This is a genomic window from Aureibaculum luteum (genome assembly GCF_003449015.1).
GTDB lineage: Bacteria > Bacteroidota > Bacteroidia > Flavobacteriales > Flavobacteriaceae > Aureibaculum > Aureibaculum luteum.
In genome coordinates this window covers 78,168-100,659 of the sequence record NZ_QRGD01000007.1, presented here as the reverse complement: position 1 = coordinate 100,659, position 22,492 = coordinate 78,168, and the positions used below count along the sequence as shown (strand labels likewise).

Annotated in this window: 23 protein-coding genes; 8 read left to right on the top strand and 15 right to left on the bottom strand. The window is 31.3% G+C overall.

The window, feature by feature from the left end:
- Both D3P13_RS15610 and D3P13_RS15605 read left to right on the top strand, forming a co-directional pair.
- Complete coding sequence (locus D3P13_RS15610) at window positions 1–1,248, top strand: cation:proton antiporter (RefSeq protein ID WP_117883808.1); 1,248 nt, start codon at window positions 1–3, stop codon at window positions 1,246–1,248.
- Window positions 1,238–2,383 (top strand): cystathionine gamma-synthase, encoded by a 1,146-nt coding sequence (locus D3P13_RS15605; protein ID WP_117883807.1) that lies wholly within the window; start codon window positions 1,238–1,240, stop codon window positions 2,381–2,383. The genes D3P13_RS15610 and D3P13_RS15605 overlap by 11 nt, the downstream gene beginning before the upstream one ends.
- On the opposite strand, the gene D3P13_RS15600 is transcribed toward D3P13_RS15605, so the two are convergent.
- The 4 genes from D3P13_RS15600 to D3P13_RS15585 all read right to left on the bottom strand — a co-directional run bounded on the left by D3P13_RS15600 (window position 2,380) and on the right by D3P13_RS15585 (window position 4,509).
- The gene (locus D3P13_RS15600) at window positions 2,380–3,180 is read right to left on the bottom strand and encodes a THC0290_0291 family protein (protein ID WP_117883806.1); all 801 of its coding nucleotides are present in this window, start codon (window positions 3,178–3,180) and stop codon (window positions 2,380–2,382) included. The genes D3P13_RS15605 and D3P13_RS15600 overlap by 4 nt on opposite strands.
- Window positions 3,181–3,286: 106 nt before the next feature.
- Window positions 3,287–3,607 (bottom strand): MGMT family protein, encoded by a 321-nt coding sequence (locus D3P13_RS15595; protein WP_117883805.1) that lies wholly within the window; start codon window positions 3,605–3,607, stop codon window positions 3,287–3,289.
- 18 nt (window positions 3,608–3,625) lie between these two features.
- A complete protein-coding gene (gene trmB / locus D3P13_RS15590; RefSeq protein WP_117883804.1) occupies window positions 3,626–4,300 on the bottom strand; it encodes a tRNA (guanosine(46)-N7)-methyltransferase TrmB in 675 nt (224 codons plus the stop codon).
- Between the two features lie 11 nt (window positions 4,301–4,311).
- On the bottom strand, window positions 4,312–4,509 hold the full coding sequence (locus D3P13_RS15585; RefSeq protein WP_117883803.1) for a DUF6341 family protein: 198 nt from the start codon (window positions 4,507–4,509) through the stop codon (window positions 4,312–4,314).
- Between the two features lie 42 nt (window positions 4,510–4,551).
- Between D3P13_RS15585 and D3P13_RS15580 the strand changes: the two genes are divergently transcribed.
- Window positions 4,552–5,469, top strand: a complete 918-nt coding sequence (locus tag D3P13_RS15580) for a DUF6427 family protein (protein WP_117883802.1) — start codon at window positions 4,552–4,554, stop codon at window positions 5,467–5,469.
- 4 nt (window positions 5,470–5,473) lie between these two features.
- Here the strand turns inward: D3P13_RS15580 and upp are convergent, their stop codons facing one another.
- A complete protein-coding gene (gene upp / locus D3P13_RS15575; protein WP_117883801.1) occupies window positions 5,474–6,127 on the bottom strand; it encodes a uracil phosphoribosyltransferase in 654 nt (217 codons plus the stop codon).
- A 177-nt stretch (window positions 6,128–6,304) separates the two neighbouring features.
- Between upp and D3P13_RS15570 the strand changes: the two genes are divergently transcribed.
- Window positions 6,305–6,550 (top strand): immunity 17 family protein, encoded by a 246-nt coding sequence (locus tag D3P13_RS15570; protein WP_157972938.1) that lies wholly within the window; start codon window positions 6,305–6,307, stop codon window positions 6,548–6,550.
- A 105-nt stretch (window positions 6,551–6,655) separates the two neighbouring features.
- A complete protein-coding gene (lysM, locus tag D3P13_RS15565) occupies window positions 6,656–7,141 on the top strand; it encodes a peptidoglycan-binding protein LysM (RefSeq protein WP_117883799.1) in 486 nt (161 codons plus the stop codon).
- 226 nt (window positions 7,142–7,367) lie between these two features.
- Here lysM and D3P13_RS15560 read toward each other — a convergent pair whose 3' ends face one another.
- The 9 genes from D3P13_RS15560 to D3P13_RS15520 form a co-directional block, all read right to left on the bottom strand.
- Window positions 7,368–8,453 (bottom strand): porin family protein, encoded by a 1,086-nt coding sequence (locus D3P13_RS15560; RefSeq protein WP_117883798.1) that lies wholly within the window; start codon window positions 8,451–8,453, stop codon window positions 7,368–7,370.
- Window positions 8,454–8,474: 21 nt separating this feature from the next.
- Window positions 8,475–9,236: a hypothetical protein gene (locus D3P13_RS15555; RefSeq protein ID WP_117883797.1), complete on the bottom strand. Its 762-nt coding sequence runs from the start codon at window positions 9,234–9,236 to the stop codon at window positions 8,475–8,477.
- Window positions 9,223–9,783: an RNA polymerase sigma factor gene (locus tag D3P13_RS15550; protein WP_117883796.1), complete on the bottom strand. Its 561-nt coding sequence runs from the start codon at window positions 9,781–9,783 to the stop codon at window positions 9,223–9,225. Before D3P13_RS15550 ends, D3P13_RS15555 begins: the two co-directional genes overlap by 14 nt.
- A gap of 93 nt (window positions 9,784–9,876) precedes the next feature.
- Window positions 9,877–10,740: a DUF4846 domain-containing protein gene (locus tag D3P13_RS15545; protein WP_198680049.1), complete on the bottom strand. Its 864-nt coding sequence runs from the start codon at window positions 10,738–10,740 to the stop codon at window positions 9,877–9,879.
- A 46-nt stretch (window positions 10,741–10,786) separates the two neighbouring features.
- Window positions 10,787–11,818: a glycosyltransferase family 9 protein gene (locus tag D3P13_RS15540; RefSeq protein WP_117883795.1), complete on the bottom strand. Its 1,032-nt coding sequence runs from the start codon at window positions 11,816–11,818 to the stop codon at window positions 10,787–10,789.
- 109 nt (window positions 11,819–11,927) lie between these two features.
- Window positions 11,928–13,007, bottom strand: a complete 1,080-nt coding sequence (locus D3P13_RS15535; RefSeq protein ID WP_117883794.1) for a bifunctional 3-deoxy-7-phosphoheptulonate synthase/chorismate mutase type II — start codon at window positions 13,005–13,007, stop codon at window positions 11,928–11,930.
- Between the two features lie 84 nt (window positions 13,008–13,091).
- Window positions 13,092–13,943, bottom strand: coding sequence for a prephenate dehydrogenase (locus D3P13_RS15530; protein ID WP_117883793.1), 852 nt, complete (start codon window positions 13,941–13,943; stop codon window positions 13,092–13,094).
- Window positions 13,944–15,098, bottom strand: coding sequence for a pyridoxal phosphate-dependent aminotransferase (locus tag D3P13_RS15525; RefSeq protein ID WP_117883792.1), 1,155 nt, complete (start codon window positions 15,096–15,098; stop codon window positions 13,944–13,946). It lies immediately after the preceding gene.
- Complete coding sequence (locus D3P13_RS15520; RefSeq protein ID WP_117883791.1) at window positions 15,088–15,924, bottom strand: prephenate dehydratase; 837 nt, start codon at window positions 15,922–15,924, stop codon at window positions 15,088–15,090. The genes D3P13_RS15525 and D3P13_RS15520 overlap by 11 nt, the downstream gene beginning before the upstream one ends.
- Window positions 15,925–16,373: 449 nt before the next feature.
- Here D3P13_RS15520 and D3P13_RS15515 point away from each other — a divergent pair, with 449 nt between their 5' ends.
- Window positions 16,374–17,999 carry a sulfatase family protein gene (locus D3P13_RS15515; protein WP_198680048.1) on the top strand — a complete coding sequence of 542 codons (1,626 nt, stop codon included), beginning with the start codon at window positions 16,374–16,376 and terminating at the stop codon, window positions 17,997–17,999.
- Between the two features lie 43 nt (window positions 18,000–18,042).
- On the top strand, window positions 18,043–18,420 hold the full coding sequence (locus D3P13_RS15510; protein WP_117883789.1) for a hypothetical protein: 378 nt from the start codon (window positions 18,043–18,045) through the stop codon (window positions 18,418–18,420).
- A 19-nt stretch (window positions 18,421–18,439) separates the two neighbouring features.
- Here D3P13_RS15510 and D3P13_RS15505 read toward each other — a convergent pair whose 3' ends face one another.
- Complete coding sequence (locus tag D3P13_RS15505; RefSeq protein ID WP_117883788.1) at window positions 18,440–19,558, bottom strand: sialidase family protein; 1,119 nt, start codon at window positions 19,556–19,558, stop codon at window positions 18,440–18,442.
- A 343-nt stretch (window positions 19,559–19,901) separates the two neighbouring features.
- Between D3P13_RS15505 and D3P13_RS15500 the strand changes: the two genes are divergently transcribed.
- Window positions 19,902–22,316: an alpha/beta hydrolase family protein gene (locus D3P13_RS15500; RefSeq protein ID WP_117883787.1), complete on the top strand. Its 2,415-nt coding sequence runs from the start codon at window positions 19,902–19,904 to the stop codon at window positions 22,314–22,316.
- Window positions 22,317–22,492: the final 176 nt, after the last annotated feature.

The following is a 22,492-nucleotide window of genomic DNA, read 5'->3' as shown; positions in this document are numbered from 1 at the left end:
ATGGATTATTTTAGTATAGCAACCGTTCTTATAGTATTATCTGCTTTTTTTGGATATTTAAACATAAAATTTATTAAACTTCCTGATGCTATTGGGTTAATGCTAATTACCATTCTATTCACCTTGGCAATTTTAGGATTAAGTTTTTTTGATGACACTTTACTTTTAAAGGAAAAAGAATTTATTTCTCAAATAAATTTTGAAACCGTTTTATTGGATATTATGCTGAGTTTTCTGTTGTTTGCAGGTGCTTTACACACCAATTTTCAGCAATTAAAAGTACAGCGAAAACCCATTTTAATCTTTGCCACATTAGGTACTTTTATATCTACGTTTTTAACGGGAATAATAGTTTATTACTTGTTGAAAGTGTTAAGTTTTAATGTTGATTTTATTTATTGTTTGCTCTTTGGCTCTCTCATTTCTCCAACTGACCCCATTGCTGTATTAGGAATTATGAAAAAAGTTGGAGCTCCGAAACAATTAGAAACCAAAATTGTTGGAGAATCTCTTTTTAATGATGGTGTAGGTGTTGTTATCTTTTTAACTATTTATCAAATTGCTAAAGGAGGGCAAGAAATTTCAATTATTAATGTTTCTAAATTATTTTTAGTAGAAGTAGGTGGTGGTATTGGACTTGGTTTAGCTATTGGTTGGTTAACTTATAGACTATTAAAAAGCATTGATGATTACGCCATCGAAGTAATTTTGACTTTAGCTGCTGTAATGGGTGGTACACTAATCGCTCAACACTTTCATTTATCAGCTCCATTAGCGATGGTTACAGCTGGTTTATTAGTAGGAAATGATACAATTAGACAATCGTCAATGAGTGAGCTTACAGAGCAATATGTGGACAAATTTTGGGAGTTGATTGATATTTTATTAAACACCATTTTATTTGTAATGATTGGTATGGAAATGTTGGTGTTAACTTTTAAAGTCGAATATGTTTTAGCAGGATTTTTAACGATTCCTATTTTGCTATTAGCCAGATACATATCGCTATTACTACCCATTAAAATTTATGCTAAAAAACTAAATTTTGTACGTAAAACAAATTTAATCATGACATGGGGCGGTTTACGTGGTGGAATCTCAATAGCTTTAGCATTAAGTTTAACACAAACTATGGAACGTGATTTATTCTTAGTAATTACCTATGTAATTGTTGTGTTTTCAATAATAGTTCAAGGTTTAACTGTAGGGCCATTGATAAAAAAAATAACTGATAAAGATGAAATTTAATACAAAAACTATACATGGCGGTCAACAACACGACCCAGCTACAGGAGCTGTAATGCCTCCCATTTATCAAACTTCTACCTATGCACAAAATAGTCCAGGCAAACATAAAGGATATGCATATTCTAGAACAGCAAACCCTACTCGTACCGCTTTAGAGAATAATTTTGCTGCCATAGAAAATGGCACACATGGATTTGCTTTTTCGTCAGGTTTGGCAGCTATTGATTGTGTATTAAAACTATTAAACCCAGGAGATGAAATAATAACTGGTGACGATTTATACGGCGGTTCTTATAGAATGTTTACAAAGTTATTTCAAAAATATGGATTAAAATTCCATTTTGTAAATATGGAAGATGCCTCTAATATCGAAAAATTTATTAATAAAAACACTAAGCTGATTTGGATAGAAACACCAACAAATCCGTTAATGAAGATAGCTGATATAGAACAAATTTCTCAAAATGTAAAAGCAGTTGATGATACTATACTAATTGCAGTTGACAATACATTTGCCACACCATATTTACAACAGCCATTAGAGTTAGGAGCTGATATTGTAATGCATTCTGCTACTAAGTATCTTGGTGGTCATTCTGACCTTGTTATGGGTGCTTTAATGGTGAAGGAAGAGAAATTAGCTAAGGAAATTCATTTCATACAGTTTGCAGGTGGAGCTATTGCTGGACCACAAGACAGTTTTTTAGCATTACGTGGTATAAAAACCTTACATTTAAGAGTACAACGTCATAGTGAAAATGGATTAGCTATTGCAAAGTATTTAAGTACACATCCAAAAGTTAGTGAAGTTTACTATCCTGGATTAGCGAATAGTAAAAATTATAATATTGCTAAAAAACAAATGAAAAACTATGGCGGAATGGTTTCGTTTAAATTAAAAGATGAAAGCCAAGAAGCTACTTTTAAAGTACTTGAGAGCTTTAAACTATTTACTTTAGCAGAATCTCTGGGAGGTGTAGAAAGTCTAGTAAATCATCCTGAGACAATGACACATGCTTCTATTCCGATAAAAGAAAGAGAAAAAATGGGTATAACTACCAACCTCATACGATTAAGTGTTGGTATTGAAGATATTGATGATTTATTAATTGATTTAAAAAATGCTCTAGATTAATAATTTCTAGCAAATGTATCCATATCAATAACAACACCCACACTAAAATAAATTAAGGTATCATTAAATTTACTGGATTCATCTTTTTTAGAATCTAAACCATCAAATTTATCTGTAAAGAAGTATTGCCATCTAGCATCTAAAACTAAATCAAAATTGTCAAATTTATAACGAGTACCAGCACTCATAGTCATAGAAAATGCATTTTGCTTACCTACATATACTTGGTCTTGCCATTTTTCAGGTAAAACGGAAGGATTAGTAGTCCAATCTCCTAAATCAGAAGTAAGTTCTGGCGTAAACATATTATACTGAAGTCCAGCACTTACATAAGGTGCAAATCTGTCATCATCATTAAATAAAAGACCATAATCTTCTAAATTTTTAAAATAATACTCTAGAGCTGTACCAAAGTTAAGAGATTTAGTTTTACCATGCATGGCTCTCAACTCGTTAACTATCGGATTTGAAGCCCCATCGTCTACATACTGACCTTTGTGCTCTAAACTATTATTAAAATAGTAAGACACTTCTGTTTTCAGTTTAAAATGGTCAGAAAAATAACTTGCTCCATTTCTCCAGTTATAATTACTCCCGTAAAAACTTAAATAATGTACCGCAGCAATACCAAAACTAGTAGCCGTACTACTAGGTAAATGATGTCTTTCACCATAATCAGTCTGCATGGTAACGGGCCCTGTTGTTATACCAAATTCGTGACTTAACTCAAGCTGAGCAAAAGTTTTAGTCATCGAAAATAGTATGATCAATGTAAGTAATTTATAATGTAGTCTCATGTACTCTCCCTTTTGGGTCGCAATTTAGTAAAAATTATGCAATGGCATTATTTAAAAACAGTATTAAAACTTAATTTTATTAAAAATATTGTTTCTTTTTTAACATTTAATCCTTTGGATTCCAAAAAACAGCCTCAAAATTCGAGATTTTGGCGTCTATAACTTCAACTCCTTCATTTTCTAATAGTTGCTGCATTAGATTAATTCCATCAAAATGATGCTTCCCAGTTAAAATACCATTTCTATTCACAACCCGATGAGCCGGTATGGTATCATCTAGATGGCTAGCATTCATGGCCCAACCTACCATTCTGGCCGATTTGGCAGCTCCCAAATATTTAGCTATTGCTCCGTATGACGTTACTCTACCATAAGGTATCTTTCGAGCTATTTTATATACTTTTTCAAAAAAACCATCTTCTGACATAAGTTAAAAAGACTATTATTACTTATAAAGCGTCCTAAATTTTATATAAGTTATGGCTTTATTTTGTTCTAAAAACTGATTTTCATAAAAAGTTTTAATCTCTGTTGCTTCTAGAGGGCTATAACTGTTAATATAAATGTTATGATGTGCATATATAATTTCATGATTCCCTTCTTGTAACAAACCTAACGTATAACCATGTAAAAACTCACTATCCGTTTTTAGGTGCATAACACCTTCATCAGTAAGGATTTGCTGATATTTTTTAAGAAACTCAGGATTTGTCAACCTATGCTTCATCCTCTTATACTTTATCTGAGGATCTGGAAAAGTAATCCAAATTTCACTAACCTCATTAACACCAAAGCACATATCAATTAACTCAATTTGAGTACGTAAAAAGGCAACATTATCAAGTTTATCATCTAATGCTGTTTTAGCTCCACGCCAAAAACGTGAACCCTTAATATCAATGCCAATATAATTTACATTTGGATTTCGCTTTGCTAAAGCAACAGTATATTCACCCTTGCCGCAACCAAGCTCTAAAATAATTGGATTATCATTTTTAAAAAAAGTATTCCATTTAGATTTTAAATGAAATCCCTCTAAAATTTCTTTTCGAGAAGGCTGTACAACATTTACAAACGTTTCATTCTCGCGAAAGCGTTTTAATTTATTTTTACTTCCCAAAATTTACTTTATTAAAGACTATTTTCTCTTTCGTGTTTAAACATTTTACTCAACCAATAAAATGCTGCCATAAAACCTATGATAACAATAATAGTGTTTAAAATATTTGATGACCACCAACCATGTATTGATCTAAAATAATCATACGGCACAAATAAAACATTTGTGAAAAAATCGCCTAAAGCTCTAAAAATATTGTTTGCAATCATATCTTAAGTATATTTACAGGGCAAAAATATGAAATATTACCAATGATTGCCAATTTTTTTAATAAATCAACACCTGTAACCACTTTTACCATTTTTATTTTAATAACATTGGTGATTTTTGTTTCAATATTCTCTACAGCTGCCATTGATTTTAGCTTTACATTCTTTTTAAAAAAATTAGCAGTACTGTCTTTTTTAATGATTACTTTGTTATTAGTTCAATTTATTACTAAAAAAAATGGATTAATTAAAGACAATGCCTTTGATTTACTTTTAATGGTACTTTTTATTGCCATGTTTCCTAGTGTAATAAGTGAATTTAAATTATTAGGAGCACACATAGTACTATTATTAGCTTTTAGGAGAATTTATAGCTTAAGAACAGTTAAAAATCCAAAAGAAAAATTATTTGACTGTTCTTTTTATATTGGTATAGCAACAATAATATATCCTTGGTGTATTTTATTTATGGTGCTACCTTATGCTGCCATTATTAATTTTAACAAGCGTACCATTAGAAATGTACTAATACCTTTTGTAGGACTTATAACACCTTTTATTATTTATGCATCTTACTTAATGTTACTTGACAAGTTCGATACTTATGAGATGGATTTTACAACAAACTTCGTCTTTACGAATTACAATTCATTAAAATTACTAATTCCATTGACCTTATTGTTAGGATTCATAATTTGGGTGATTTTTCCAACTACTTTAAAAATAATATCAATTAATAGTGATCTTAAAAATGCTTGGTTTGTATTAACAGTTCATTTAATAGTAAGTATTTTGATAATTATACCTGCACCTGTAAAAAATGGTTCAGAATTTTTATTTCTATTCTTTCCAACCGCCGTTCTTTTTACAAATTATTTGCAAATGGTTAAGGAAAAATGGTTTAAAGATGTGTTTTTGTATTTATTTGTTGCGGCCGCTATAGTTTCAATATTTCTATAAGTTTCTAAAGTTTTTCACCATAACATAAATCACCAGCATCGCCTAAACCTGGTACAATGTATCCTCTAGAATTTAATTGATTATCAATAGTGGCTATCCATAAATGTGTATTTTCTGGAAAAACTTTTTCTACATAATTTATACCTTCAGTTGATCCAATAACAGAAACAATATGAATTTGTTTTGGTGTACCATGATCTTTAAATCCTTTTAGTACATTTTCTAAGGTTTTACCTGTTGCTAACATAGGATCTGCTAACAGTAAAATTTTATTATTTAAAGATGGTGAAGCCAAATAATTAACAATGACTTCAAAATCATCCTTACCATCTGGATGATGCCTGTACGCAGAAACAAAAGCATTTTCTGCATTGTCAAAATAATTTAACAATCCTTGATGTAAAGGAAAACCTGCTCGTAAAATAGAACATAATACTAAATCATCTTGCAATACTGAAACCTTCTTATCACCCAATGGAGTTTGTATGTTTTTTGACTCAAAATCTAAGGTTTTACTTAATTCATAAGAAAGAATTTCGCCAACACGCTCAATGTTTCTTCTAAAACGCATACTATCTTTTTGAATGTCAGTAGCTCTTAGTTCCGAAATAAACTGGCTTAAAATTGAATTTTGTTCTTCAAAATTGTGGAGTATCATAAAAATTAGGCTTTGTACAAAAATACAATTTTATAATTCACTTTTTTGTTATATTATCTCAATTCACCATATATTAAATACCTTTTGAAACATACATAAGTGGAAGTAAAATAATCAAAGACTTAAAAACGTTCTTTACCCATAAGAGATTAAAACATGGAAGTATTTACAGATTTTATGTCAGCAAACCCAGAGTATGGTTATTTACTTGGAGTCGCAGGATTTCTGCTGATAATAATAGGCTTAATACTTGATTGGGATTGGGTTGTAGAACCTGGCGGAGGCTATATTAATATTGCCTCCTTTATTCAAATGTTTGGACGTAAAACGGTTCGCATAATATATGGTTTAATTATGCTTATTGGAGTTCTTATTTGTTTGTATGGCTTTTTTACGTATAACCCGAGTTTATATCCAACGTAAATTTCAGTTCATAATTAATGGATATCCTATTTTTTAAAACAATGATAATTTTTTAAAATTGTCGTATATTAACAGCCTTAAACATAAAAAACTAAAAATTAAACTATGGGATTATTTTCATTTATTAAAAACGCTGGTGCAAAAGTATTTGGCATTGGCAAAACTACAGAAGAAGAGGCATTAGAAGATGCAGCGAAAGCAACTGAATTAGCTCGTGTAAAAGCAAGTAAATTGGTTAATGCTGTTGAAGCTTTAGGCTTTGGTGTAACCGATTTAGACATATCTGTTGATGGTGATTTAGCACTTGTTTACGGTGAAGCTGAAAATCAAGCTACTCGTGAAAAAATAGTTTTAGTTGTAGGTAACACAGAAGGTATTGCAAGTGTTGACGACAGAATGACAACTGCTATTCAAGAACCTGAAGCTCAATTTCACACTGTTGTTAGTGGGGATACGCTTGGTAAAATTGCAAAAACATATTACGGAAACGCTATGAAGTATCCTGTAATATTTGAAGCTAACAAACCTATGTTATCAGATCCTGATAAGATTTATCCAGGACAAATGTTACGTATTCCAGCTTTGGACTAAAATAACACAAGTTATGATATCAAAAAACCTCCAAATTGGAGGTTTTTTTAGTTTCAAATAATACCATATGGACTTTAAAATAATTGATAATAAATTTGAGTTATATTTCATTTAGATGAAATAGAAAATATAAGCATAGTTTTGACTATGGTTATATTTTATGTTGAAATATAAAGGTAATAGAAACGAATTTAATCGAGTATTTTAATGACTATTTGGTATGTATCTATAAATGAAAACGAAGCCCTAATGAAATATTATGTTGTTCCACTAGTGCATCTTTAAAAATTGGATTTAAGTCATACTTTAAATAGATTGTTGTATCTCCAAAACCAACATAAGTACTTAATCCGTATATAAAATTCGGGGTGTTGTAATCTCTCTTTATCTTGTCTTTAACTTTATCGCCATCTATTTCATATTTTAATTTTTGACGTGTACCTAAGTTAAAACCACCATAGCCACCAATTCCAAATTTGAACTTTTTATATGTGGAATATCTGATACTTTGCTCTGTTTTTTTAACGTTTGAAGGACCAAACTCAAAATGAACGGGAAATACCAAATTATCCATACGTAATTTTGATTTTTTTAGATCATATTGAAACTCTTGTAATTCTGTTTGACCATCGTTACTTACAAAGTATTGATTATCTTTAGGTTTTAAGCCATTAAACTGAAACGAAAGCCCGTAATTCAATCTTAAAAAGTTGGAATTTTTAAATACACGTGTTTGCCACTCCCATCCTAATTCAAAAAAGCGACTCCCTCCCACTTTATATGGAGAGTCATCTAAGGACTCATTTTCAATCAAAGCGTTATTTAAACCCACAGCTAAAATTAAAGCTGAAGTCGTTCTATTATCATATTTCACTTTTTTAGGGCTTCTATCATTAATACTTACTCCAAAAAGGGTGTTATTATTTTTATCTTTATCACCAAACCCAATTACGGCTGTTACACCTCCAGGCTTAGGATCAATTATGCTTTCAACCATTTTACTTTTACCATTATTTCGTTGTAAAAGATCTATTTTATTATCAATCAAAGCAATTTTATGCTCTATGTTTATTGCATGAATTTTCGCAGCATTCTCCTTTAAAATATTTGCTTCTTCAAGGCTAATTTCTTTACTTTTTAAAACTTTATTAATATTTTCAACCTTTCTTTTAAGAATAGCTTTCTCTTCTAAAACAACCTGACCTTTCTCATTTTTTAGGCTATCAATTTTAGAATTACTTTTCTCTTGTGCGGTTAAATTTAGGGTGCTAAATAACATTAGCAAACCTATTACATAGATACTTTTGTTCATTTTGTTAATTTTTTTTAAATATTAATTTGAATCGGCAAGGGCATTTTTTGTTTCTAATATTCCTTTTTTAAGCAAGTCGAAAAGCTTGTCTTTTAAAGGCTTCTCTAACTCTCCTTCCACCTCGTTCAGTAATGTCATTGCATCAACAGAACCGTCTTGGCGAAATATTTTATTTTGAAGTATTTCCTTTTGGGCTTGTAGTATTAAAGAATCAACCTCCATATCTGTTAAGATGTTCTCATTTTGTTCAAGTTTATCAACCTTAGCTGCTACTTCAGCAATTTTTTGTTGTATTATTTCTTCTTGACTAAACACAACTTTGTCATTTTTAACTTTCTGTTGAGGTTGAACTATGGCAATCGCATTACCTTCATTTATTATTGGTTTTTTAATTTCTTTTTCTAACCTGTCAACTTTTTCTTTTTTATAAACTTCTTTAGTATTAGTTGGCGTTACAACCTCTGTATTTGCAATTTGATTTTCTTCAACTTCTTTTGCTAATGAATTTGAATCCTTTTCTATAATTTCAAGATTTTCTTTATTAGTGTCAACCACAGTATCACTATCATTACTATCAGTTTTATCATAATTGAAATATATTGTAGAAATAATGAGTAATCCTGCAAAACTTGCCGCAACACCTAACCATATATAGCGAGTTTTCTTTTCATTTTGAGGTGGTTCTAACTTATTAGAAATTTTGTTCCATGCATTATCAGCTGGTTGAATTTCTCGTCTATTTAGCTCCTCTTTTATATGTTGTTCAAATTTATTTTGTGCCATAACCTATAATTTTCTGCTGCTTTAATTTTTCTTGAAGCATTTTTCGTGCTTTAAACAATTGCGATTTCGATGTGCTTTCTGTAATACCTAGCATTTCGGCAATTTCTTGATGTTTGTAACCCTCAACTGTATTTAATATAAATACTGCTTTATAGCCTGTTGGCAACGCATCAATTAACAACTGAATATGAGCAACGTCTAGTTCAGAAGTATACGTGTCAACATCCTTATTTCTTTCAATAATATCGTCGTCATAAACCACAAACTGTTGTTTTCTAAGGTGTGAAATAGATTCCCTTACCATAATTTTCCGTATCCAACCTTCAAAACTTCCTTGGTGTTTAAAAGAACTTAAATGCTTAAAAACTTTTACAAACCCATCAACCATAACATCTTCTGCAAAATGCAAATCATTAATATACTGTCTACAAACACTTAACATTTTTGGTGCATGTTTTTCGTACAACGCCTGCTGTGCTTGCCTGTTTTCAGCAGCAGCCTTTTTAATCAATTGCTTTTCGTTATTATAAAATGGTATAATTTTCAATTGTTTTGTTTTCTATTTATATAGACGCAGTGAAATTAAAAATAGTTGCCTGAAGTAAAATAAATTATCAAAATAATTCAATAAGAGCGGTGTTTAATTGAATCTTCTTAAATTATTTTTAGTGAAATTCCACTCTGGAGTATATAAGTATTGCAAATTTTCAGCATCATACCAAGGTGAAATGTTCGTATTCTTAAAGTTCTTTAAAACATGTATTTCTTGTGCAGGCATATAACTCTGAGCCAATAAAAACAGCTTTTTACCCTCTTTGTTTTTAGCAACATCTACTACAATTACAGCATGACCCGGACTACCTCCTTGAATAAAAACATCGCCTATTTGTATTTCATCGACATTAATTTTTTTCATCTCTTTCTCTAATGACAAGGTTCCTGCATAACTAAAAACCATAGTTAAGTATTTATCGAAACTCGTTCTTGAGTCACTCTTTGCACCTCCATTATACCAACTTACTTTATTCCCTTTTACAGAAATACGTTGTCCGTTTCGCCATTTATTATACTTCGCGTTAAAACCATTGGTGAAATTAAAATGAATGCTATCATATTTCTTTTGCTGAAAGAGATAATCGGCTCGTAAACGCATTGTGGCATCTGCACATTGCTGCAAATCACGCTTACCAACGCTGACATCAAAAATAGCAGCATGCACGTCTTGACGGTTCTTTAAATTACCATTATAAAGCTGAACTTGCTTGCCATGTTCTTTTAAAGGATGGTTTTGTAAAAAATAACCGAAAGATTTTTTTTGAAGCGAATCCCTTTTATAGCCTTTCGGCGGATGAATTCTAGTTTTTAAGGTATTTCCGTCAGAATTTATTAGACGCTGCTGTACCGTTGGAACAATAGCGATACTCAAGGAATTTTTTGATACACCTTCCTTTTTACAGGAAAAAAGTATAATTAACAAAACAATACTTGTAACTTTTTTGATCATGAGATTAGACTATCAACTATTATTCCATACAAGTTTACAAAGCCAATTAAATGATCTCCTCAATTTTATCGACTACCATTTGTGGATCAATATTACGCATTACGTCTTCATAACCTTCAAAGACTTTATTACCATAAATGGAACATGGTAACTTAGGATATTTCTCTAAATCTGGTAAAATTTGACGGTTATGGGGTTGATTAAAAGGGGCAAACCCCGCAAACGGATGTGTTACACCCCAAATAGTTAAAGTTTTAACCCCTTGCATAGCTGATAAGTGCCCGTTAGCAGAATCCATACTAAGCATACCATCTAAATTTGAAATCAGCGACAATTCTTCTTTAAAATTTAACTTTCCGGCTACAGTAAGAGTATTTATAAAACGCTTTTCTAAATCGTTTAAGGCCTTTATTTCTTTATCACCACCTCCAAATAGTATTATTTTATAATTGTTAGACGCCGATAGTTTATCAATTACCTTTTCTATTAAATCTAGTGGATACATTTTTCCTTGATGTTGTGCAAAAGGAGCAATACCAATCCATTTTTTATGATCTAAGCCCACTAAATCATTTATTTTTTCTGATAATATTGACTTTTCCGGAAAAACAGGGTTTATTAAATCAAATTCATATCCTAACTTTCTAAATACATCTGCGTAACGTTGCTGCGAAGTTTTTAGCTGTTTAAATATCTTATTTTCAACACGTACTAATGCTTTTTTTTCTGCTCTACCCTTATCAATTACTGCCTTTTTTATTCCAAAAAGAAAAAATTGTAAAATTTTTGATCGTAACACATTATGTAAATCGGCTATTGCATTGAACTTCAATGGTTTCAATTCTTTGCTCAACTTATACAAACCCATAAGACCCTTATGTGTTCCTTTTACATCTGCCGCGTAAAAGTGCACATTAGGAATATCATCAAACAAAGGTTTGAGAAAAGCCCTAGATATCATGGTGATTTTTACTTCAGGATGCCTTTTTACTAACGCCCTTAAAACAGGAACAACCATAGCTACATCACCCATTGCAGAGAGACGAATAACTAATATATGTGATAATTTAGAGTCCATAAATTTCGAATAAAAATACTAAAAATAACCCCTCCAATATAAAAAAATCCCACATAGTTTTGAAAACCATGTAGGACGTAATCTTTAATTATATTTCAAAAATTGAATACTAACTATTTACAATTTTCTCTTGATGTTCGATAGACTCTTGATGGATAGATTTGAATATTTTTTCTATAAAATCTTCACTAAGCCCGTTTTGTTTACCTTCATTAACCATTCCCTGCATAACTTCTGACCATCGACTACGTTGTAAAATAGCAACATTACTTTCTTTTTTCACTTTACCAATGTTTTCAACAACATCCATTCTATCGGCTAATAAATCAATTAATTGTTTGTCTAACACATTGATTTGAGCTCTCAAATTATTTAATTTATCTAAAGAATCTTTTTCTTCGACTCTCCCTTTACGAACTTTAAGCTCTTCAGTAATTTCATTTAATCTAGCTGGTGTAATTTGTTGTTTAGCATCACTCCAAGCATTATCAGGGTCAAAATGCGTTTCTATCATTAAGCCTTCAAATTTTAAATCTAAAGAAGTCTGACATACATCAAATATACCTTCACGCTCACCACAAATGTGAGAAGGATCATTAATTATTGGTAATGTTGGAAATCTTTGTTTTAATGCAATAGGAATTTGCCATTGTGGAGTATTTCTATATTTCGTCTTTTTAAAAGAAGAAAAACCTCTATGAATAGCTCCTAAATTTTTAATTCCCATAGTATGTAAACGCTCAATAGCACCAATCCACAATTCTAAATCAGGATTTATAGGATTTTTTACCAACACTATTTTATCAGTACCTGCCAATGCATCTGCAATTTCTTGTACAGCAAAAGGATTTACAGTTGTTCTTGCACCAATCCAAATGATATCAATATCAAATTCTAAAGCTAACTTAGCATGCTCTGCATTAGCCACCTCAACGGTAGTTAACATTCCTGTTTCTTCCTTTACTTTGGCCATCCATGGTAATGCTTTTACACCATTGCCTTCAAAATTTCCAGGACGTGTTCTTGGTTTCCAAATACCTGCTCTAAAAACAGTAGCATCCGTTTCTTTTAGTTGATGAGCTATTTTTAAAACTTGCTCTTCCGTTTCTGCACTACATGGGCCGGCAATTACTAAAGGATGGTTTAACTCCATCTTCTTTAACCATGTTGAAAAGTCTACTGATTCCATAATTTCTTCTGTTTGCGATTAAATACTACTGCGTATTATATTTATTATTAATTGTTTTTTACGTATTGATTTCTAGATGCTTAATTACTTAACAATACCATCTAGTATGTTTTTAATTCTGTTTGTGTTCTCCATAATATTAAAAACCTCCTCATTTGAGCCCTCTTCAATCTTATTTTTAAAGGTTTCTAGGTTTTTAATATACTCGGTTAATGATTTTAAAACGTTCTCTTTGTTTTGCAAGAAAATAGGTGTCCACATTGCGGGTGAACTTTTTGCCAAACGAACCGTTGATCTAAATCCACTCCCTGCCATATTAAAAATATTCTTTTCATTTGGCTCAATTTCTAGTACCGTTTTACCCAACATAAATGAACTTATATGCGATAAATGCGAAACATAAGCAATGTGTTTATCATGCTCGTCAGCTTTCATAAAAGTGGTTCGCATTTCTAATTTATCAAAAATTTGTAATGCTTTTTCTAATATTTTTTTATCGGATAACTTTTTTTCACAAATTATATTAATCTTATTGGTAAACAAACCACTAAATGCTGCTTCTGGACCTGAAAACTCAGTACCAGCAATAGGGTGGGCTGCGACATAATTCTTTCTATTGGGATGTTCTTTGACCTGATTACAAACTTGTCCTTTCACTGACCCAACATCAAAAACTAATGTGTTTTCATTAATTTGGTCTAAAACTGATTTTGTAACTGGCGGTATAGCATCGGCAGGAACAGCAACAATTACAACATCTGCTTCAGCTAGAGTTGAATCCGTACCAATTTCATCTATTATACCCAATTCCAACGCTTTACTAGTGTGATTTACATTTCTATCAATTCCAATAATATGATAATTACCATATTTCTTGAGGTCAATTGCCATTGAACCTCCTATTAACCCTAAACCGATAACAACTACTTTTTCCATTTAATTAGCTCTCAATATTCGACTTAATACTTCGCTTAAAACTTCTTCTGTAACACATAATGAAAGTCTTATATAGCCTTCTCCATTAGTTCCAAAAATAGTACCTGGAGCTAAAAACACATCATAGGTATATAATAAATCATCTGCTGTTTGCACTGCTGTTAATCCAATTGGTAATTTTGCCCAAACAAACAAACCAGAGGCATCCTTGTCATATGTACAACCTAACGCATCGGCAATCTTCCAAGCTATATTTCTACGTTTTTCATAAATAATATTTAGGTTATTAAACCAACTATTATCCGATTGTAAGGCTGCAATTGCTCCCTGTTGAATGCCATAAAACATTCCTGAATCCATATTACTTTTTACCTGTAAAACCGTATTCATATGCTCAGCAGAACCCAATAACATACCTACACGCCAACCTGCCATATTAAAAGTTTTACTGAGTGAATTTAGCTCTAACGCCACCTCTTTTGCTCCATCTATATTTAGAATACTAAGCGGATTATCATTTAAGATAAAACTATATGGATTGTCATTTATTAAAATAATATCATACTTTTTCGCAAAGGCAATCAGGTTTTTAAACAACTCTTTTGTTGGCTTTTTACCTGTTGGCATATGAGGATAATTTACCCACATTAACTTAACTTTAGACAAATCAGATTTTTCTAAGGTTTCTAAATCAGGTAACCAATTGTTTTCATCCACCAAATCGTAATACACAGGTTTAGCTTCTAATAAATTAGTAACTGAAGTATATGTTGGATAACCAGGATTTGGAATTAAAACTTCATCACCTACATTTAAAAATGCCATCGAAATGTGCATTATGCCTTCTTTGGAACCCATTAAAGGCAAAATTTCATTCTCTGGGTTTATATCAACATCGTAATATTTATTATAGAAATTAGAAATGGCAGCTCTAAACTCTGGTAAACCTTGATAACTTTGGTAACCGTGAATATTATTTTGTTCCAACGCATTCTGCATTGCTCTACTTACAGTAATTGGTGGATCCAGATCAGGACTCCCAATACCAATATTAATTATAGGTTTGCCAGCTGCCTTAAGCTGACGAACTTCCCTTAATTTACGAGAAAAATAGTACTCCTTTACGCTATTTAATCTGTTGGCTTTAGCTGTCATGCTTACGTTTACTTTGTTGGTATTCTCCTATTACTTTTAAATCACTCACTTTATTTTTAACTTCTATAATTGCCTTCTGAAATTGTTCATAATCATCAAAAACAACATCTGCAAAAAAAGAATAATTCCAAGGGTTATCAATAATTGGTAACGATTGTATTTTGGACAGGTTCATATTAAAGTTTGCAAAAATACGCAATACCTCAGACAAACTTCCTGTATGATGGTGTGTTACAAAGCGTAACGATGCTTTATTAACTTCGTTTGTTGTATGAATATTACCATTGCTTTTCTTTAATATAAAAAAGCGGGTATAGTTTAGCTTCCTTGTCTGTATTTCACTTTCAATGATATTCAAATTATATATTTCAGCAGCCATATTACTCGCAATAGCAGCAATACCCATCAACTTTTTATCTTGTATTTGTTTTGCAACCTCAGCCGTATCACTTTCTTCAACCAATTTAATATTTGGATAATCTCTAAAGTATTTTCTACATTGTAATATAGCCATAGGGTGCGACCATACTTCTTTTATGTCTGATAATGACTGCCCTTCTAATGCCATTAAATTATGATGAATAGGTAAATGTACTTCACCATGTATTCTTAAATCGAATTCATCAATCAAAGCATAATTTGATAAAATAGAACCTGCTAACGTATTTTCAATGGCCATAACCGCTCCGTCTACTTTATTTGAATTCATTAGTTGAGGCATTACATCAAAAGATAAGCACTCTGTTAAATTAACATCTTCACCAAAATATTGATGAGCCACGATGTGGTGAAATGAGCCTAAAATACCTTGAATAGCAATATTCATGTTTAAAAATTTACAATTGAATTGGTTAAAACTTAATCTATCCTTAAAAAGTTTAAATCAATTCATAAAAAAAGCCTCGAATTAACGAGGCTTATATATGATTGTGTTTATAAATTATTGTTCTAAAACACCAACAAAGCCTCGCTCCATCTTATAAAAATAAAAGAAGTAGAAATAAGCTTGCCAAGTGTTAAATAAATTCATTTTCTCTGTTTGAAAAGACAAATCTATTATTAAAAATTTAATAAACAAATTATTTTTAGTGATATATACTCTTTTTTATTGAATTTTCAATAATACCTAACTTTCATTTTTAATAAAAGACTAAAAGATGCCCTCAGCCTAAATTTTAGTAAAAGTTATTTTCTCGTTTATTATAAAAAAGCAACTTTAGCAAAAAAAGAATTAATAAGTTTAACTTTACACAATAAGCAATAATCTTTTTTAAAATGACCATCAACCCAATCAGCACATTCAAGTTTGCAGTATTAACCAGCATTTTGTTATTTATGACATCATGTAAAACTGAACAAAAAAACGACAAAACACCAACGGAAGAAAATAAAAAACCCAATATTGTTTTTATTATGTCAGACGATCATGCTTATCAAGCCATAAGTGCCTATTCTGATAAGTTAATAAAAACTCCAAATATTGATAGGCTTGCCAATGAAGGTATGCTTTTTAACAATGCTAGCGTTACCAACTCTATTTGTGCACCTTCAAGGGCAGTTATATTAACAGGAAAACACAGCCATTTAAATGGAAAGATTGATAATTTGAGTGCCTTTGATACCACCAATGTCACTTTTCCACAATTGTTGCAAAATGCGGGTTACCAAACGGCCATGTTTGGTAAATTACATTTTGGTAACAATCCGAAAGGTTTTGATGAATTTAAAATCTTACCAGGACAAGGAAATTATTATAACCCAAAGTTTATAACTCAAAAAGGTGATACCACGATAAATGGTTATGTAACCGACATTACCACGGACTTAGCTCTTGATTGGTTAAAAAACAGAAGAGATACTGAAAAACCTTTTTTATTAATGTATTTGCACAAAGCACCACATAGAGCTTGGTACCCAACTGAAAAATATTATAAAGAATATACCAAAAAGACATTTCCATTACCAGAAACTTTATTCGATAATTATGAAGGTAGAGTGGCTGCAAAAACTGCTGAAATGAATATTTTAAAGCATATGCATTTGGCATATGATAACAAAATTGATCAGGAAGTTCTAAAAAAATTAAACATTTTTGATCGAATGGGAAGGTCTGAAACAAAACGTATGACTCCTGAACAACGTAGTAGTTGGGATAGTGTTTACAATCCTATTATTGCCGATTTCGAAAAGCGATACCCTACGATGGACGATAAACAACTAATGGAATGGAAATACCAACGTTATTTACAAGATTATTTAGGCACTATTGCTTCAGTTGATGATAATGTGGGTAGAATGTTAGATTATTTAGATGAAGAAAAATTATCAGATAATACAGTTATTATTTATACATCAGACCAAGGTTTCTATCTTGGTGAACATGGTTGGTTTGATAAACGTTTTATGTATGATGAGTCTTTTAAAACACCTTTATTGATAAAATGGCCCAACAAAATTACAGCGGGCACCACAGAAGATGAAATGGTGCAAAACCTTGATTTTGCTCAAACCTTTCTTGAAATAGCTGGTGTTAAAGCACCTGATGATATGCAAGGTGAAAGCCTAGTGCCTCTTTTAAAAGGTCAAAAAGAAAAATGGGACAGAGATGCTGTGTATTATCATTATTATGAATACCCTGCAGAACACGCTGTAAAACGCCATTATGGTATTGCTACTAAAGAATTTAAAATCATACATTTTTATCATGATATAGATACATGGGAATTTTATGACCGTAAAAAAGACCCACAAGAAATGAATAACCTTATCAATGATAAAAACTATGCTGATGAAATTGCTGAAATGAAACAAAAGTTAAAAGAAACTCGAGAAAAATATAAAGATTCTGAAACGTTGGATAATCAATATATTGAATTGTATAAGGATTTGAAAAGACATTAGTTTATAATAGTAAAACTTACTGGAGCTAGGAATAAAGTTAATAATGATTAAAAAAGTTTACTCTTTTATATATTATTATGTATATAGATCAATAAGAAAAAATGATAAATCAACTGCAGCGATGGTTTTTGCGACAATAGAAGGTTTCAATATTTTGGTCATTTTTAGTTTTATTAAAAAAATATTGGATTATAATGTGTACGAAAAGTTAGGAAAACTATTGTTTGTTTTTATATTTATTCTTTTATTAATTTTAAATTTAGCAATCATTTATTATAAGAGTTGGTATAAGGACATTATAAATAAATATGAAGATTTCTCAGATGAAGAGCATAAAATGAACTGGAAAATCACTTTAAGCTATATGTTAGCCTCTTTTCTATTAGTTCTTATTATCCCCCCTGTTCTCGCGAGTTTGTAAATGGTGGTTTTTTTAGACCTTACCTCTTCTCCAACCTATCCTTACCATCAGTTAACCATTCCAATGAAAAGCTTACAAAAGGATTTTCAGTATAATTATCCTTTTCAAAAAACAAACCAATATCGCCATTTTTAAGAATGGTTAAAGAAGAATATGCAGAACTTCCACTATACACAGTTTTCCCTTTTGACCAGGTTTTACCTTCGTCATAACTAATTTTTACAGTGAGATTTTCTCTTTGGTCTTTACTATTGGCGTTAGAAAAAAGCAATCTATTCTTTTTATAACCATCTTCAATGGAAGTATATCTTATTATACTGGCATTACAAGCAGGGTCAATCAACTCGGGTTGTGGTTTGGTTTTCCACGTTTTACCATTGTCTTTAGAAGTATGGATATAACGCATTCCCGCTTTACTGACGCGAGCATTAATCATTAATGTTCCGTCAAACAATTCAATTATTTTAGATTCATCTGCTGGTTTTAAGGGACTATCTATAAAAAACCATGACTTACCATGATCGTTACTGCCGAAAACATGCATGCCGCTTTCTAAGTTAACCATGCAATGCAGTAATCGTCCGTCTTTAGTTTGTATACCTCTCCCTGAGGTTATAAATTTAAAATCGTTATGCCATTCTGGTTTTGCAATTTGGGAGGTAATATCTTCAGGTTTACTCCATGTTAGCCCATTATCAGAGCTTTTGGCAACATGTAAATAATAAACATTTAACTCCTTGTCCAAATCCATATAATTATAGAACATAAAAATTTCATTGGTTTTAATATCCACAATCATAGAAGGATCTGAGGCTGATTGTCCATATGGAAAATCGACTACACGTTCAATAGCTGACCAAGTTTTGCCGTTGTCTGAGCTACGCCTAATAACGATATTAATTTCCTTACTCCATTTTAAATCACCACAAGAAGGTACACGCTCGTCAATAGCGGCAATTAGGTCTCCGTTTGGAGCAGTAACTAAGGAAGGTATACGGTAACAACTAACACTATCAGCCATAGCATTATTAAATAAATCTTCATATTCAATTATACCTTCTGCTACTTTAGTATCTTTATTTTGACCAAAAGCGATTGTACTTGTTATCGTTATTAAAATTAGAATTATTTTTTTCATTATTTTTTTGATTAACCGTAAAGTAACATAAAGTAACAAGGGACGTCATTCTGTCCCGAAGCCTCGGGAGTTTCAGAATCTCATAATGCTGTAAATCAAACTCATAAGATGAGACCCTGAAATAAATTCAGGGTGACGTGGAAACCATATGACAAAAAACGGATATACAATTAATTTTAAATTAATCCAATATAACAGCTTTTTTTCAATTTCATTTATTTTTTCAAAGTAGATTTTTTTAATTAGTAGTACAACCACGCTATTATGTATTAAAAAATCAATTATTTCTTCTTAAATTGCTAAACATTGATTATTTTTTGTCTAACTCACATTTCTTCCCATCATGAAAACTGTATTTTATGCATTTCTTTTATTATTTATAGTAAAATTAGATGCTCAAGTAAATGTTACCTATCAGAAACCTTCAAAAGAAATATTAGATTTAGTTGATGTGCCTTTAGCTCCATCAGTTATAATGGATGCTAATAAATCGATTATGGTTTTTTTATACAGAGATGCTTTTAAAACCATTGCTGAACTTTCTGAAGATGAACTGCGTTTAGGAGGATTACGTATAAATCCTAAAACTAATATTGGTAGTAGAACTAACTACTATAACAATATTAAAATGAAAAGCTTAAGTAATAAAAATGCAGAATTAATACAGGTTTCGGGTTTGCCTGAAAATCCAAGAATTGCCAATTTTACTTGGAGCCCTAATCAAATGAAGATTGCCTTTACACAAACAACACCTGAAGGGGTTGAATTGTGGGTTATAGACATCGCTTCTGCAACTGCTAGAAAATTAACAGATGCAAAAATCAATGCCAACATGCGAGATGTTATCAATTGGTTTGAAGACAGTGAATCTATTTTGGTAAAAATGCTTTCTGAAGATAGAAAAGAACTGATTAATACGAGTGAAGCAATCCCCACGGGTCCAACAGTTTCTGTTAATGATGGTAAAAAAGCTCAAAACAGAACCTATCAAGATTTATTGAAGAACCCTAATGATGAACATAATTTTGAACAATTGGCACTGTCAGAATTGTATAAAATTTCTTTAAATGGAGATACACTGAAATGGTTAGAAACTGATATGTATGGATCTATTACTTTTTCTCCTGATGGTAAATATGTAATGGTAAATACTATTCAAAAACCATTTTCATACCTCGTTACTTATGGACGTTTTCCTTCTATAACTAAAATTTATGCTAAAAATGGTATGGAAATAGCTCAAGTCTTAGAGTCTCCATTATTGGAAGACTTGCCACAAGGTTTTATGGCTGTTAAAAAAGGTAGAAGAAACATGAGCTGGCGTTCTGACAAACCTTCAACTCTGATTTATGCGGAAGCATTAGACGAAGGCGATCCTGAAAACAAAGTCGATTTTAGAGATGAAGTTTTTCAACTAGAAGCTCCGTTTAAAGGAGCGGGTAAAAGTATTTTAAAAACTATAAATCGTTATTCTGGTATTCAATGGGCTAATGACAATGTTGCTATTGCCTTTGATTATTGGTGGAATACTAGAAACACCAAGACCTACATTTTTAGTCCCTCCGATGCTTCTCAACAATCGGAAATTATTGAGGACAGAAATTACCAAGATGTTTATTCAAACCCGGGGCGTTTTGTTACCAAAAGAAATGAAATGGGAAAATCTATAGTAGCTGTAGATAAAAATAATAATTCGTATTTAATTGGTGACGGGTATTCTGACAAAGGTCAATTTCCGTTCGTAGATAAACTAAATTTAAAAACAAAGAAAAAAGAACGGGTCTACCAATCTGCATATACTGATAAGTTAGAAGATATTTATGATTTTGATGTAGATAAAAATGAATTACTGGTTCGAATAGAATCACCAAGTGAATACCCTAATTATTATTTTAGAAAATTGCGAAATGAAAAATTAATGCAATTGACTGCTTTTGAGAATCCCTTTAAGGCTATTCAAAATGTTCATAAGGAAGTTATTAATTACAAACGTGAAGATGGATTAGATCTTTCTGGCACATTATATCTTCCAGTTGGTTATGATATGGAGAAAAAAGAAAAAATGCCAATGATTTTATGGGCGTACCCAAGAGAGTATAAAGATAAAAGTAGTGCTTCTCAAAATACAAGTAATTCTAATGAGTTTATTTCTCCATATTGGGGATCTCCAATCTATTGGGTAAATAAAGGTTACGTAGTGCTAGATGACGCGGCATTTCCTATTGTAGGTGAAGGTGATAACCAACCAAATGATACCTTTAGAACGCAATTGGTAGGTAATGCCAAAGCCGCTATTGATGCCGTAGATAGTTTGGGCTATATAGATAGAAATCGTGTTGCTGTGGGCGGACATAGTTATGGTGCATTTATGGTGGCCAATTTATTATCACATTGTAATTTATTTGCAGCAGGTATAGCTAGAAGCGGTGCTTACAATAGAACATTAACACCTTTTGGGTTTCAAAGTGAAGAACGTAACTACTGGGAAGCTCCAGAGGTTTATTACACAATGTCGCCCTTTATGCATGCTGATAAAATGAAAACTCCATTATTGATGACACATGGTATTGCTGACAACAATTCTGGAACTTACCCACTACAAAGTGAACGTTATTTTAACGCCCTAAAAGGATTAGGAGCAACGGTAAGGTTAGTTATGCTTCCAAAAGAAAGTCATGGTTATAGAGCAAAAGAAAGTATCTTACATTTGCTTTGGGAACAAGACCAATGGTTAGAAAAATATGTAAAAAATAAATAATTATCTGGCCAATAAGATATCCCTCTTTAAAAAGAGGAGGGAATAAAGTTTGACCATAAAATGATAATTATTATATAAGTACATTTTGAAAATCCTCATTTGAAATTCAGAAAAATTAAAATCTTAAAAAACAACTTGAGTAAAGAGACCTTAAAGATTCCATAGTTGTGAATTAG